Here is a 14158-nt window from a genome sequence, read left to right as displayed (position 1 = left end):
GGCGGATCAGCAGCCGATCACCCAGTAGCCGGGGCCGGTCTGCTTGAGCGTGCTGGTGTAGAAGGTGTTGTAGAGGCCCATCCGCTGGCCGCTGCCCAGCGCGTAGGCGTACCCGCCGGACTGGTAGGCCCGCCCGGCCACCACGTGCGCGTAGTTGCTGGCGGTGACGCAGACCGGCGCGGTGGTCGGCGCGGGCGTCGGCGTCGCGCTTCGGGTGGGCGTCGGGCTGGGGGTGCGCGACGGGGTCGCCGTCGCCGTCGGGGTCGGCCCGGGTGTCGCGCCGGTGCCCAGGCCGAAGAAGAGCGCGTCCCGGTACGTCGAACAGATGGTGTCCAGGAAGTACGCCCCGGCGGTGCCGCACTGGTCGGCGCCCGCGCCCGGGTCGACGGGGGTGCCGTGGCCCATGCCGGCGACCCGGTAGAGGCGCACCTGGTCGTCGCCGTAGACCTCCAGGGTGGTGCCGGCCGGCAGCGTGGAGGTGCTTGTCGGAGTGGGCGGCACGGCGAGCACGTCCGTCCACTGCTCGCGGGACTCGCCGGCGTTGGCCACCGCCACGGTGGTGTCGCTGCTCCCGTGCCAGATCGCCACCCGGGGCCGCCGGCCGGCATAGCCCGGGTACGCGGCACGGACCAGGTCGCCCCACTGCGCCGGTGTCTTGTTCACGCCCGGGTTCATGCAGCTGAACGCGCTCGTGGTGCTGGTGGCGCAGCGGTACGGGATGCCGGCGACGATCGAGCCGGCGGCGAACACGTCCGGGTAGGCGGCGAGCATGGCCGCGCTCATCGCGCCGCCCGCGGAGAGGCCGCTGACGTACACCCGGTTGGGGTCGGTGCCGTAGTTCGCGCGGGCGTGGTCGACCATCTGCTTGATCGACAGGGTCTCGCCCTGCCCGCGGGCGGTGTCGCCGGTCTCGAACCAGTTGAAGCAGGAGTTGGCGTTGTTGCCGCTGGGCTGCTGCGGCACGATCAGCGTGAACTTCCACTGGTCGGCGTACTTCTGCCAGCCGGAGTTGGTGACGTAGGTGGCGGCGTTCTGCACGCAGCCGTGCAGCAGCACCACGGCCGGCGCGTTGCCGGGCAGCCCGTCCGGGCGGTACGCGTACATGGTCAGGTTTCCGGGGTTGGACCCGAACCCGGTGACCTGGGTCAGCGAGGCGGCCTGCGCGGGCAGGGCGACGGCCAGCGCGGTGGCCGCGGCCAGCACGACCCCGGCCGCCACCCCGGCGACGCGGGCGATGAGGGATGAGGAGCGGGACACGGGACCTCCCGATCATGGATGTGAACTGCGTCACTTCCGAGTTGCCGCGACGTTACGTTCGTGTGGCGCGCGCGGAAATGGTCGCCGCTCACATATTCACGACCGGCGAAGTGTGCGGCGAGTTCCGGGTCCGGCCGGTCTGCCCCGATCCGGTTGGTAACGTCCGCTGCGTGCCGTCCTCCCCGCCCCCGGCCGCCGGCCCGTCGCCGCGTACCGGCGTCCGCGACCGGCGTGCCGACCTCCTCGTGGTGTTGGCCGCCCTCGCGCTGGCCCTCTGGGTCACCAGCGGCATGTGGCGGGACCCGAACAGCCGCGCGGTCACCGTCAACTCCAGTGACCAGGCGTTGTTCGAATGGCTGCTGGCGTTCGGCGCCCACGCGCTCAGCCATGGCGAGAACCCCCTGTTCACCACGCTGATCAACGTCCCGGACGGGGTGAACCTCGCGGTGAACACGTCGATCACCGTGTACGCGGCGGTGTTCGCACCGCTGACGTACCTGATCGGGCCGCCCGCGACGTTCCTGGTGGTCCTCACGCTCAACCTGGCCGCGACCGCGGTGGCCTGGTACTGGCTGCTCAGCCGGCACCTGGTGCGCAGTCGGCTGGCCGCCGCCGTGGGGGCGCTGTTCATCGCCTTCTGCCCGGCGATGGTGTCGCACGCCAACGCGCACCTGAACTGGACCGCCGGGTGGCTGGTGCCGTTGCTGGCCTGGGGCGTGTTCCGGCTACGCCGTCCGGGCCGCGCGGTCCGCGGCGGGATCGTGCTCGGCCTGCTGGTGGCGGTCGCGTTCTCGATCGCCGCCGAAGGGCTCTTCTTCACCGCGCTCGCGCTGGGCGTGTTCCTGGCCGTGTGGGCGCTGCACCCGGCCCGGTGGCCCGAGGTACGCGCCGCGCTGCCCCGGGTGGCGGCCGGGCTCGGGGTGACCGCGCTGGTGGCGGGGGTTCTGCTGGCGTACCCGCTCTGGCTGCACTTCGCCGGACCGCAGCGGTTCCAGGGCACCGGGTTCGACCCGCTGATCCACTCCGAGGACATCGCCGCGTACGGGTCGTACCCGCGCCGGTCGCTCGCCGGCTGGGCCGGGTGGGGCACCTCGCTGGCGCCGAACCCGACCGAGGAGAACTCCTTCTTCGGGGTACCGCTGTTGCTGCTCGCCCTGGCCTGCTTCGTCCTGCTGTGGCGACGCGCCGACCGGGCGTTCCGGGCCACGCTCACCGCGCTCGGCGTGACCGCGCTGGTCTTCGCCGTGCTGTCCTGGGGGCCGACGGCCAGGTGGAACGGGCGTCGCACCGACCAGATGCTCCCGTTCGGCGTGCTGGACAACCTGCCGGTGATCAACGCCGCGTTGCCGTCCCGGCTGGCACTCGTCGTCGCGCCGGTCATCGGCCTGCTCCTGGCGTACGCGATCGACGCGCTGCGCGCGCGCCCGCCGCGACGCCGGGTGGGCGGGCTCGCCTGGACGCTCGGCTTCGCCGTCGCGCTGCTGCCGCTACTGCCGACCCCGTTGCTCACCAGCGTGCGCGAACCGATCCCGATGTTCATCACCAGCGGCGCCTGGCAGCGCTACGTCCCGCCCGACGGGGTGCTCACCCCGCTGCCGCTGACCGTCGACGTGTACCCGGACGGGCAGCGCTGGCAGGCGTACGCGCTCGCCCACCGGCAGGGCGAGTTCCGCATCCCAGCCGGCTTCTTCCTCGGGCCGGGCGGGCCGGACGGCCGGGGCCGGATCGGCCCGGTGCCGCGCACCTTCGACTCGCTGATGGACCAGGCCGGACGGACCGGGCTGGTGCCGATCATCACCGACGGCAGCATCCGGGCCTCCCGGGCCGACCTGCGCCACTGGGGGGTACGGGCGGTGGTGCTGCCGGACCGGGTGCACGGCGCCAAGTACGACGTCGACGAGGAGGCGCTGCGCCGCACCGCCACCGCCCTGCTCGGCCCGCCGGAGCGGGTCGAGGACGTGTGGCTGTGGCGGGTGCCGGCGGCGTGACGCGACGGGCGTCACGGGTCCGGTACCCGGCGCGCGGGACTAGGCTGGGCGGGTGAGCGTGACGACTTCCGGGCTGACCGCCGTACGCGCGGGCCTGCTCGACTACCGGGCGGCCTGGGACGAGCAGCGGCGGCTGCACGAGGCGGTGGTGGCCGGCGGGCAGGGCGACACCGTGCTGCTGCTGGAGCACCCCAGCGTCTACACCGCCGGCAAGCGCACCGAGCCGTGGGACCGGCCGATGGACGGCACCCCGGTGGTGGACGTGGACCGCGGCGGCAAGATCACCTGGCACGGCCCGGGGCAACTCGTCGGCTACCCCATCGTCCGGCTGCCCGACCCGGTCGACGTGGTGGCGTACGTCAGGCGCACCGAGCAGTTGCTGATCGACGTGTGCGCCGAGTTCGGGCTGACCGCCGGCCGGGTCGAGGGGCGCAGCGGCGTCTGGGTGCCGGAGGACGACCGGGGGCCGGCCCGCAAGGTGGCCGCCATCGGCATCCGGGTGGCCCGCGGCGTCACCCTGCACGGCTTCTCCGTCAACTGCGACTGCGACCTCGGCTTCTTCGACCGGATCGTGCCCTGCGGCATCCGCGACGCCGGCGTCACCTCGCTCACCGCCGAACTGGGCCGGCCGATCACCGTCGCCGACGTGCTGCCGGTGGTCGAGCGGCACCTGCCCACCCTGACCCGGGTCTGAGCCCGGTGCGGCTCGACCTGGTCACGCTCGTCGTGGCCGAGTACGACCCGGCCGTCGTGTTCTTCACCGAGGTGCTCGGCTTCGCGCTGGTGGAGGACACGCCGTCGCGGACCGACGACGGCCGGCCGAAACGGTGGGTGGTGGTTCGGCCGCCGGCCGGCGGCACCGGACTGCTGCTGGCCCGTGCCGACGGCGAGCACCAGGCCGGCGCCGTCGGTGACCAGACCCACGGCCGGGTGGGTTTCTTCCTCCGGGTCGACGACTTCGACGCCCACTACCGGCGGATGGTCGCCGCGGGCGTCGAGTTCGTCCGGCCGCCCCGCACCGAGCCGCACGGCCGGGTGGCGGTCTTCCGCGACATCGCCGGCAACCTGTGGGACCTGCTCGGCCCGGCCTGACACCTCACCCGACGCGCGCAACCGCCCGTCCCCCTCACCGGCCACCGAGCCACCGGCGGTCACCATGGGTGACAGGGTCGCGCCCACCACCTGTGCCCTCCCACTTCCCCTCTCCTCCGCAGACGTTCACCACAATGCCTGCTCAACCCCTATGCGCCGACCACAGGGGCATCCGGCCACTCCTCACGCGTGATGACAGATTGTCACCACGACCCGACCCGACCCGACCCGACCCGACCCGACATCACATCACTCTCAGTGATCAACGCGGACCGATTTCCGGTCGCAAGCGGCCACGCCGGCGGCTCCGCGGAGCAGGCGCCGCCGGGACCGGCTGCGGTCGGCCGCTGCCGGTCCCGGCGACTGCGTCAGGGCGTCAGGCGGTGCAGGTCGCGCGGGAACGCGGTCACCTCGCGGACGTTCGCGGCACCGGTGAGCCGGGCGACGAAGCGCTCCAGCCCGATCGCGAAACCACCGTGCGGCGGCATGCCGTGCCGGAACGCGTCCACGTACCCGGCGTACGGTTCCACCGGCTCACCCCGTTCGGCGAGCGCGGCCAGGTAGTCGGCGTGCCGGTGCAGCCGCTGCCCGCCGGTGACCAGCTCCATCCCGCGGAACAACAGGTCGAAGCCGTTCGAGTACGCCGGCCGGGCCGGGTCCGGGTGGGTGTAGAAGGGGCGTTTCGCCATCGGGTAGCCGGTGACGAACAGGAAGTCGCTGCCGTGCTCGCGAAGCGCCCACTCCCCCAGCGCCCGCTCGTGCGCCGGCGCCAGGTCGGGTTCGTCGGCCGACGCACCGGCGATCGTCAGCGCGTCGGTGAAGTGCACCGACGGGATGTCGGCGGGCACCGCCGGCACCGGCACGCCCAGCGTCGCCAACGCGCCACCGGCCCGCTCCTCGACGGCGGCGAGCATCCCGGCCAGGGTGTCGCGCAGCACCGCCATCACGTCCCGGTGGTCGGTGACGAAGCCCAGCTCGACGTCCAGGGAGGTGTACTGGGCCAGGTGCCGCACCGTGTCGTGCGGCTCGGCCCGGAACACCGGCCCCACCTCGTACACCCGCTCGAACACGCCGACCATGAGCTGCTTGTAGAACTGGGGCGACTGGGCCAGGTAGGCGGGGCGGCCGAACCAGTCCAGCGCGAACACGTTCGCCCCGCTCTCGGTGGACGAGCCGACCACCTTCGGGGTGTGCACCTCGACGAAGTCCCGCCGGTCGAGCGTGCCCCGGAAACCGGCCACCGCCGCCGCCGAGATTCGCAGCGCGGCGGACCGCGTCGGATGCCGCAACGCGGTCGACGCGTGGTCGAGCTGGGTGGCCAGGCCGGCGGTGAGCGTCGGCCGGTACAGGTCGAACGAGGGCGGCACGGCGAGTGGCCCCAGCGGACGTACCGTCGGCTCGACGACCTCGACCCCGGCGGGCGCGGTGGGGTTCGCGACCACCGTGCCGACCACCTCGACGACGGTCTCCTCGGTGAGCGCCTCGACCTGCGCGCGCACGGCGGGCGCGGCGACCACGACCTGGGCGAGGCCGGCGGCGTCCCGCACGATCAGGAAGGCCACCGACTTGAGCAGCCGGCGGCGGTGGACCCAACCGGCGAGCCGGACGGTCGCGCCGACGTGGGCGGACAGATGGTGGGACAGGATGCGTTGCACGGCGGTTACCTCCTCGGTCAATCGCAACGCGATCCCCAGGGAGGTGTGGGCGAGCGGGAACCTCGCGGTGCCACCACACCTTCGCCCCCGCCTCGGCGGGAGCCTCGTTCGTCGCCTTTTCACCGGGGCCAGCCGGGCGGGCTCTACTGGGCGCGCAGCGCCGTTCTTCCCGCAGCTCGGGAGGGTCTTCGCGGACCGGCGCCAGACCGCCTCACAGCAACCGGCGGCTCTCTCGGACTGGCGGGGCGGTCCGCTACTCGGCTCCGTCACAGCTTCGCCGGGAAGGCTAACACCAGGCCCGCCGCGCTGTGACCGGGTTTTTTCGGCCTTCGTGTCCGGTGTCACATCGATTCCGGCGTGACGGGCGTCGCCCGCCGGGCATCGACCGGCAACGACCGGCGTACGCTCGGATTTGTGACGATCGAGCAATCCGCGCCGACGACCGAGCAGCCTGCGCGCTCCGCGACTGTCGCCCCGGAGGGGCGGCGGATGCTGCGGATCGAGGCGCGCAACGCCGAGACGCCGATCGAGCGCAAGCCGCCGTGGATCAAGGTCAAGGCCAAGATGGGCCCGGAGTACACCCAACTGCGCGGGCTCGTCTCGCGCGAAGGGCTGCACACCGTGTGCCAGGAGGCCGGCTGCCCCAACATCTACGAGTGCTGGGAGGACCGGGAGGCCACCTTCCTCATCGGTGGCGACCAGTGCACCAGGCGCTGCGACTTCTGCCAGATCGACACCGGCAAGCCGGCCGAGTTCGACGCCGACGAGCCGCGGCGTGTCGCCGAGTCGGTGGCCGCGATGGGTCTGCGCTACGCGACCATCACCGGCGTGGCCCGCGACGACCTGCCCGACGGCGGCGCCTGGCTCTACGCCGAGACGGTCCGGCAGATCCACGCCCTGCGGTCCGGTTGCGGCGTCGAGCTGCTGATCCCCGACTTCAACGCGGTGCCCGAGCAGCTCGCCGAGGTCTTCGGCTCGCGCCCGGAGGTGCTGGCGCACAACGTGGAGACCGTGCCGCGCATCTTCAAGCGCATCCGGCCGGCGTTCCGCTACGACCGCTCCCTCGACGTGATCCGTCAGGCGCGCGCCGACGGCCTGGTCACCAAGAGCAACCTGATCCTCGGCATGGGCGAGGAGCGCGCGGAGGTCTCCCAGGCGCTGCGCGACCTGCACGAGGCCGGCTGCGAGCTGATCACCATCACGCAGTACCTGCGCCCCTCCCCCCGGCACCACCCGGTCACCCGCTGGGTCAAGCCGGAGGAGTTCGTGGAGCTGCGCGAGGAGGCCGAGGAGATCGGCTTCGCGGGTGTGATGAGCGGCCCGCTGGTCCGTTCCTCCTACCGCGCCGGCCGGCTCTACCAGCAGGCGCTCGCCGCCCGCCAGGAGGTCGTGGCCGCCGGCTGAGGCCGGCCGCCCACCGCGTCACCCACCACCGGCCGCCCGCCGGATGCCATGATCACAGGCATGACCGCCGGGGTACGCGAGGAGCCGCGCGAGGCCGTGCCTCCGGCCACGCCCCGGTGGCTGCCGCTGCCGACGCTGCTCGCCCTGCTGGTCGGGTGCGCCGGGGTCGGCTACCGGTTGGCGTTGCTGCTCGCCGACGCGCCGCCCACCAACAGCGACGAGGCGACGATGGGGCTGGCCGCGCTGCACATCGCCCGCGGTGACGCCTTCCCGGTCTGGTTCTACGGCCAGGCGTACATGGGCACGCTTGAGGCGTACCTGGCCGCGCCGCTCGTCGCGCTGGCCGGGCCGTCGGTGCTCGTGCTGCGGTTGCCCACGCTGGCGTTGTACGCGCTGTTCCTGCTGCTGTCCTGGCGGCTGACCCGGCGGCTCGGCGGCGACCGCTGGTATGCGCTGCTGGTGGTGGCCGTGCTGGCGCTCGGCGCGGACCGGGTGGTGAAGAACCAGCTCATCGCCGGTGGTGGCTATCCCGAGCTGAACCCGGCCGGTGTGGCGTTGGCGCTGCTCACGGTCGGGCTGTGTGTGGGTGGGCCGGGGGCGCGGTTGCCCCGCTGGGCGGCGTGGGGACTCGTCGCCGGGGTGCTGCTCTGGGTGGACCCGCTGATCCTGCCGTACGTGTTGACGCTCGGCGCGCTGCTGCTGGCGTGGCGACGTCGGGAGCTGGCCGGCCCGGCCGGCGCGGTGCTGGTCGGCGCGCTGCTGCTGGGCACCGCACCGATGCTGCTGGACAGTCTGCGCCACGGCCGGGACCCGGTGGGCGCGGTGCTGGCGGCCAGTGCCTCCGATGGCGGGGCGGTGGGCTGGGCCGAACGGCTGCACGGCGGCCTGGTCCTCGGGCCGCCGCTGGCCATGGGGTTCTGCTCGCCGGGCCACTGCGCCACCTGGCAGCTCTGGTGGGCGGTGGCGTTCCCGGTCCTGTTGCTGCTCGCCACGGTCGCCGCGCTGCGGGAACTGCGCCGCCGCCCGCCCGGTCGTCCCGGTCCGGCCGGTGAGCGCGGGCGGTTGTCACCGGCCACCGACGGGGGCGGTCCGGCCTCGGCGCCGCGCGTCTCGTCGGGGGTACGGGCGGCGTTGCTCGTCGCGACGGTTGCGGTGCTGGCGGCGTACGTGGCGAGCAGGGCGGCGGGGCGCACACCTGTGGAGAGCAGCCGCTACCTGTCCGGTCTGCTGATCGCCCTGCCCGCGCTGCTCTGGCCCCTGTGGCAGACCGCCCGCCGGCACGCCGCCCACCCGCGCGGTCACCGCCGGCCGGGCGGGAGGGCCGCCGGTGGGCCGTTGCGGCGGGCGGCGGGCTTCGGGGCGGCGGCGGTCCTGGCGGGTGTGTTCGTCACCGGCACGGCGGCCACCGTGGACGTCGTGCGTGCGGTGCCCGCCGTCCACGCCGAGGCCGACCGGCACCGGTCACTCGTGGACACCCTCGGCGCGCTCGACGTCCGGCATGTCCGCGGCGGCTACTGGACCTGCAACCGGCTCACCTACGCCACCGGGGAGGACGTGCGCTGCGCGGTGGTCGACGACGAGTTGCGGCCCGGCTTCGACAGGCTGTCCGCGTACCGCCGGGAGGTGGCCGCCGACCCGGGCGCGGGCTGGGTGGCCCCGGCCGGTTCGCCGCTGGCCGCGCGGCTGGACACGCTCGTGGGTCCCACGTCGGGGGCGCTGGACGTCGTCACGGTGGCCGGCTGGCGCATCTACCTGCCGCGCCGCTGACCGGCCCGACCGCTGACCGCCCGCCGCACCGACCGGCCGACCGCCGACCGGCCCTACCGCGCTGACCCGGGCCCGCCGCGCTGACCGGACCCGCCGCGCTAGCGGTTGCGGCGCTGCGCCGGGACCGGCGGTGTCCGGTCGAGCAGGCCGAGGCGGTGGGCCAGCGCGGCGGCCTCGCCCCGGTTGGTGACGTCGAGCTTGGCGATGATCCGGGAGACGTGCACGCTCGCGGTCTTCGGGGAGATGAACAGCCGCTCGGCGATCCGGCTGTTGCTGTGCCCCTCGGCGACCAGCCGCAGCACCTCCCGCTCCCGGTTGGTCAGCAGGTCCGGTCCGGGTGCTCCGGTGCCGCGCAGCCCCACCCGGCGGGCCAGCGTGGCCGCCTGCTCGCCCAGCCGGGCGGCGCCCAGCCGGCCGGCCAGCTCGCTCGCCTCTCGTACGGCGGCGACCACCTCGTCCCGCTCGCCCGCCGCCGCGGCCGCCTCGGCCAGCCCGAGCAGCGCCCCACCCAGCGGGTACGGCTGTCCGGCCGCCCGCCACGCCCTCACCGCCGCCCGCCAGGCGGCGAGCGCCTCGGCGCAGGTGGTGGACGTCGGACCGGTCAGGACGGCGGCGACGTGCGCCGCGTGGGCCTGCTCGGCCGGGTGCCGGGCGGGCAGCGCGGCGGCCACCGTGGACACCTCGGCGGCCAGCGTCACGTCACCGGTCAGCGCGGCGGTACGCGCCACCGCGTTGAGCACCGGCCAGCCCTCACGCGGCAGGTCGGCCAGGTGCGTGTCGGCCAGGGCGGCGCGCGCCGCGCGTACCGCCTCCGGCTTGTCGTCGGCGGCGAGCGCGGCCTCGACGCGCAGCTCGTGCAGCGGCAGCCGGTGGTTCGGCCAGAGGTAGGGCCGGCTGAGGAACGCCAGCGCCCGCCCGACGAGTTCGTCGGCGGTGGGGTTGGCCCGGGCCAGCCGGAGCCCGGCGCGCAACTGGAGCCAGTGCAGTCCGGAGACGCCCGGGGGGTCGATGCGGGCCGCCTCGGCGCAGGTGGCGTCGGCCTCGTCCCAGCGACCCAGCGCGATGAGCGCCTCGGCCCGGTTGGACAGCAGGTACGCCCCGATCGAGCGGCTGATGCCGACCCGGCGTGCCTCGCTCACCCCGGCCGCGGCGGCCTGTTCGGACTCGTCGTAGCGGCCCAGCTCGTAGAGCACGTCGGAGAGGAAGACCAGGGCGCTGACCAGGGCCCACGAGTCGCCCGCCGCGCGGGCCCGCGCCTGCACCCGGCGCAGCTCGGCCAGCCCGAGCTCCGGGGTGCCGTCGATGCGGTGCAGCAGGGCGATCCGGGTGGGCAGCAGCACCAGGTCGGTGCCGACCTCGGAGGCGCCGGCCGCCGCCTCGGCGGCGACCGAGGCGGCCTCCCGGGGGTCGATCTTCATCAGGTGTGCCGCGATGTCGGCCAGCACGGCGAACCGTTCCGCGCCGTCGGGGGCGCCGGCCGCCAGCCGGTGCGCCTCGCGCAGCTCGGGCGCGCCGTCGCTCTTGCCCAGCAGTGCGAACAGCCGGCCCCGGTGGTCGAGCAGGCGCGCGGCGCGCAGCGGTTCGGCGTCGGGGTCGACCTCGGCCAGCGCGGCCCGGGTGAGGGTGAGCGCCCGGCCGAGGTCACCGGCGGTGACCGCGGCGGTGAGCGTCTCCTCCAGCACCCGCAGGTGGTCCATGCCGAGGCGGTCGGCGGCGTCGGGCACCAGCTCCCACAGTTCGAGGACGCGCTCCAGCAGCCGGCTCTGCTCGGCGTACGCGTACCGGTCGGCCGCCGCCTCCGCGGCGACCCGGGCGGCGGTCAGCGCACGCGGGTGGTCGTGCGCGGCGTACCAGTGGTGGGCGATCTCGGCGGGCGCGCGACCGGCGGCCACCAGGTGCGGGTGGGCCTCGATGGCCGCGGCGTAGCGGGCGTGCAGGCGGGCGTGTTCCCCGGGGAGCAGGTCGTCGTGCACCGCCTCGCGGACCAGCGCGTGCCGGAACTCGTAGTCGCCGTCCGGGTCGGCGACGACGAGTTGCCCGGCGACGGCGGCGCGCAGCGCCTCCTCCAGCTCGGCCTCGGGCAGGCCGGCGACCTCGGCGAGGAGCTGGTGGGCGAAGCGGGTGCCACCGGCGGCGGCGATCCGCAGCACCCGCTGGGCCGGCTCGGGCAGCCGGTCGACCCGGGCCAGCAGCAGGTCACGCAACGTCTCGGGGAGGGCGGCGCAGCCGACCGGGTCGCCGGCGGCGGCCAGTTCCTCGATGAAGAAGGGGTTGCCCTGGGTGCGTTCGTGCACCTCGTCGACGGCACGGGCGGTGGGCTCCAGGCCGAGCAGGTCGGTGAGCACGGCGGCGGTGCCGTCCCGGTCGAGCCGGCCCAGCTCGACGCGGTCCACGCCGCGGACCCGGTCCAGTTCGGCCAGGAACGGCCGCAGCGGGTGGCCCCGGTGCAGCTCGTCGGTGCGATAGGTGCAGACGACCAGCAGGCGGGTGGCGCGGGTGGCGCGCACCAGGAAACCGATCAGGTCCCGGGTGGACCGGTCAGCCCAGTGCAGATCCTCGATGACCAGCACCAGCGGGCGTTCCTCGGCGATCCGCCGGAACAGCTCGGCGACCAGGTCGAACAGGTAGCCGCGTGGGGTGTCGGCGAGGGCCGGCCCGGCGGGTACGGCGGCGCCGGCCGGCATCCGGGCCAGCTCGGGCAGCAGCCGGGCGAACTCCGCCTCGTAGCCGGCGAAGGCGGCCGGCCCGTCGTGGCGCAGCACGTCGCGCAGTGCCGCCGCGAACGGGGCGAACGGCAGGCCGGCCTCGCCGAGTTCGAGGCACTGGCCGATGAGCAGCCGCGCCCCCACGGCGTGGACGTGCACGCCGAACTCCTCGATCAGCCGGGTCTTGCCGACGCCGGCCTCGCCGCCCACCAGCACCGTGCTGGGGTCCCCGCCCCGGGCCCGGACCAGCGCCTCGTCCAACGCGGTCAGCTCGGATTGGCGGCCGACGAGGAGGGTGCTGGTGGCGCGTGCGGTCACGCCGTCGAGCATGCCACGGCGGTGCGCCGGCCTGTCCAGGCCGATCGGCGGGCGCGGCGCGGCCGGCCCGGTCGCCCCCGTGACGACCGGACCGGAACCCCACCCGCCTGCCGGGCCGCCGGCGGCCACGCTGGGCCGCCGGGTCGCGGCCGGACCGGGGTGCCCGGCCGGTCGCGCCGGGGCGGTCACCGGCGGGCGTCGGCGGTGCGGTGGGCGTGCTGTCGGCGGTGCAACCAGCCGCGTGGGTGGCGGCGCGGCAGCGACCGGGCGAGCCGGTCGAGCGCCGCGTCGGCCTGCAACTCGGCGGCGTGGCTGCGGTGGAAGTTGAGCATCAGGTCCGCGTCGGTGCCGAACATCTCGGTTCTCCTGTCGTGCGGGGTGGTCGCTGTCGAGGTCCACGTTCCGTGCGAAGGTGCCTCCGGGGCATGGGTACGCCGCCTGATCTTCGTCCCGCTCCGCCTCCTTACCTGAGGTCGGTACGGGACGGGACGGGGGTAAGGTACTCAGCCCGCGCCGGAAGGGGCGGCCACGGATCAACGGCGCGTGCGGCGACCACTAGACTCTGCGGCATGGCAAAGCCCCAGGAGAAGGTCTCGTTCGGCCAGCGGCTGAAGCAGATCGGGATGGTGTTCCGGTTCACCGCCAAGCAGGACAAGTGGTTCGCGCCGCTGACCGCCGCGGCGGTGCTGATCCCGCTCGCGCTCACCGTGGTCGCGGTGCTCGCCTGGGGGTGGCTGTGGCTGCCGATCGGCATCCTGCTCGCCCTGCTCGCCGTGCTGATCGTGCTCAACCTGCGCTCCAACAAGGCGATGATGAACGCCGCCGAGGGGCAGCCGGGCGCGGCGGCGCAGATCATGGAGACCATGCGCGGTGACTGGCGGGTCACCCCGGCGGTCAGCTCCACCACGCAGATGGACATGGTGCACCTGGTGGTGGGCCGGCAGGGTGTGATCCTGCTGGCCGAGGGGCACCCGCAGCGCGTCCGGGGTCTGCTCGGCCAGGAGAAGCGCCGGCTGGCCAAAGTGATCGGCTCGGCCCCGCTGCACGACTACGTGATCGGGCAGGGCGAGGGTGAGCTGCCGGTGCGCAAGCTGCGGATGACGCTGATGCGGCTGCCGCGCGCCCTGTCCCCGAAGGACGTCAACGCGCTCGACAAGCGGCTCAAGGCGCTGACCGCCCGGCCGCAGATGCCCAAGGGCGCGGTCCCGAAGAACATGCGGCCGGCGCGCGGCGCGTTCCGGCAGACCCGGGGTCGCTGACGTCCGGTGTACGCGCGAAGGAGCCGGTCCCGCGGGGCCGGCTCCTTCTTCGTGCGGTCAGCGTCGGGGCGCGTCGGTGACGACCGAGCCGGTGAGCCGGTCGTGCAGGCCGCGCCGGTGCTGGTCCATCAGCAGGGCCGGGACCGCGAGGGCCAGCAGGAAGCCGCGCAGCAGCGCCCGGGGCAACCCGATCCGGCCGCCGTCGAGCCAGGCGACGCAGCGCAACCGGGTCAGGTACATGCCGGGGGTCTGGGCGAACAAACCGATGAAGAAGCCGTACTCCAGGATCAGCACGAGAACCGGCGGCCAGCCGTCGCGGACCGGGTCGGAGAAGGTCCGGGCGATCATCAGGCACAGCACCCAGTCGATGATCAGCGCGCCGAAGCGGCGGCCCAGGCTGGGCGGGGTGAAGGTGGGGTCGGTGGCGGGCGGCACCGGGGCGGCGGCGGTATCGGTCACAGCGGCCAGGGTAGTCCCGGGTCGACCCGCAACGAAAATTCCGACAATACCGTCGATTAGGCGTTGCCGGACGCCGTGATGACGCTCCGCGAGCGACGTAACACGGCGGAAACGAGCGGGACACGGCAGGGCAACCCCTCGGCCATAGCGTCGCCGACAGCCAGCTACCGGAGTGGACCTGCCAGGAGGACGTGTGTTCGCCAATTCCGAGGAACTCCTGCGATACCTCGCCAACGAGGACGTCAAGTTCGTCG

Annotated in this window: 11 protein-coding genes; 6 read left to right on the top strand and 5 right to left on the bottom strand. The window is 74.4% G+C overall.

Annotated elements, in window-relative coordinates; genetic code table 11:
- Positions 1-6: 6 nt before the first annotated feature.
- Positions 7-1257, bottom strand: a complete 1251-nt coding sequence (locus ACLQ2X_RS23935; RefSeq protein WP_425683340.1) for an extracellular catalytic domain type 1 short-chain-length polyhydroxyalkanoate depolymerase — start codon at positions 1255-1257, stop codon at positions 7-9.
- Positions 1258-1427: 170 nt separating this feature from the next.
- Between ACLQ2X_RS23935 and ACLQ2X_RS23930 the strand changes: the two genes are divergently transcribed.
- Genes ACLQ2X_RS23930 through ACLQ2X_RS23920 form a run of 3 tightly spaced genes read left to right on the top strand, consistent with a single transcriptional unit; the run spans position 1428 to position 4337 of the window.
- Positions 1428-3245, top strand: a complete 1818-nt coding sequence (locus tag ACLQ2X_RS23930; RefSeq protein ID WP_425683339.1) for a DUF2079 domain-containing protein — start codon at positions 1428-1430, stop codon at positions 3243-3245.
- A 52-nt stretch (positions 3246-3297) separates the two neighbouring features.
- A complete protein-coding gene (gene lipB, locus ACLQ2X_RS23925) occupies positions 3298-3939 on the top strand; it encodes a lipoyl(octanoyl) transferase LipB (RefSeq protein ID WP_425683338.1) in 642 nt (213 codons plus the stop codon).
- A gap of 5 nt (positions 3940-3944) precedes the next feature.
- Positions 3945-4337 (top strand): VOC family protein, encoded by a 393-nt coding sequence (locus ACLQ2X_RS23920; protein WP_425683337.1) that lies wholly within the window; start codon positions 3945-3947, stop codon positions 4335-4337.
- Positions 4338-4705: 368 nt separating this feature from the next.
- On the opposite strand, the gene aspS is transcribed toward ACLQ2X_RS23920, so the two are convergent.
- Positions 4706-5992 (bottom strand): aspartate--tRNA(Asn) ligase, encoded by a 1287-nt coding sequence (gene aspS / locus ACLQ2X_RS23915; protein ID WP_425683403.1) that lies wholly within the window; start codon positions 5990-5992, stop codon positions 4706-4708.
- 357 nt (positions 5993-6349) lie between these two features.
- Between aspS and lipA the strand changes: the two genes are divergently transcribed.
- Complete coding sequence (gene lipA, locus ACLQ2X_RS23910; protein ID WP_425683336.1) at positions 6350-7396, top strand: lipoyl synthase; 1047 nt, start codon at positions 6350-6352, stop codon at positions 7394-7396.
- Between the two features lie 60 nt (positions 7397-7456).
- Positions 7457-9163 carry a DUF423 domain-containing protein gene (locus ACLQ2X_RS23905; RefSeq protein WP_425683335.1) on the top strand — a complete coding sequence of 569 codons (1707 nt, stop codon included), beginning with the start codon at positions 7457-7459 and terminating at the stop codon, positions 9161-9163.
- A 98-nt stretch (positions 9164-9261) separates the two neighbouring features.
- On the opposite strand, the gene ACLQ2X_RS23900 is transcribed toward ACLQ2X_RS23905, so the two are convergent.
- Together ACLQ2X_RS23900 and ACLQ2X_RS23895 are read right to left on the bottom strand one after the other, a co-directional pair.
- Positions 9262-12186: an ATP-binding protein gene (locus ACLQ2X_RS23900; RefSeq protein ID WP_425683334.1), complete on the bottom strand. Its 2925-nt coding sequence runs from the start codon at positions 12184-12186 to the stop codon at positions 9262-9264.
- Positions 12187-12371: 185 nt separating this feature from the next.
- Positions 12372-12542, bottom strand: a complete 171-nt coding sequence (locus ACLQ2X_RS23895; protein WP_425683333.1) for a hypothetical protein — start codon at positions 12540-12542, stop codon at positions 12372-12374.
- 213 nt (positions 12543-12755) lie between these two features.
- Between ACLQ2X_RS23895 and ACLQ2X_RS23890 the strand changes: the two genes are divergently transcribed.
- The gene (locus ACLQ2X_RS23890) at positions 12756-13445 is read left to right on the top strand and encodes a DUF4191 domain-containing protein (RefSeq protein ID WP_425683332.1); all 690 of its coding nucleotides are present in this window, start codon (positions 12756-12758) and stop codon (positions 13443-13445) included.
- Between the two features lie 57 nt (positions 13446-13502).
- On the opposite strand, the gene ACLQ2X_RS23885 is transcribed toward ACLQ2X_RS23890, so the two are convergent.
- On the bottom strand, positions 13503-13904 hold the full coding sequence (locus ACLQ2X_RS23885; RefSeq protein WP_425683331.1) for an RDD family protein: 402 nt from the start codon (positions 13902-13904) through the stop codon (positions 13503-13505).
- Between the last annotated feature and the right edge of the window lie 254 nt (positions 13905-14158).

It is taken from the genome of Micromonospora sp. DT31 (genome assembly GCF_049841795.1).
GTDB lineage: Bacteria > Actinomycetota > Actinomycetes > Mycobacteriales > Micromonosporaceae > Micromonospora.
The sequence above is the reverse complement of the archived record's forward strand: the minus strand, read 5'-3'. Positions and strand labels throughout refer to the sequence as shown.

What these genes read in the sequence shown, in the direction of transcription:
- ACLQ2X_RS23905 (WP_425683335.1), top strand. Translation starts at nt 7,457, where the DNA reads ATGACCGCCGGGGTACGCGAGGAGCCGCGCGAGGCCGTGCCTCCGGCC.
- ACLQ2X_RS23895 (WP_425683333.1), bottom strand. Translation starts at nt 12,542, where the DNA reads ATGTTCGGCACCGACGCGGACCTGATGCTCAACTTCCACCGCAGCCAC.
- ACLQ2X_RS23890 (WP_425683332.1), top strand. Translation starts at nt 12,756, where the DNA reads ATGGCAAAGCCCCAGGAGAAGGTCTCGTTCGGCCAGCGGCTGAAGCAG.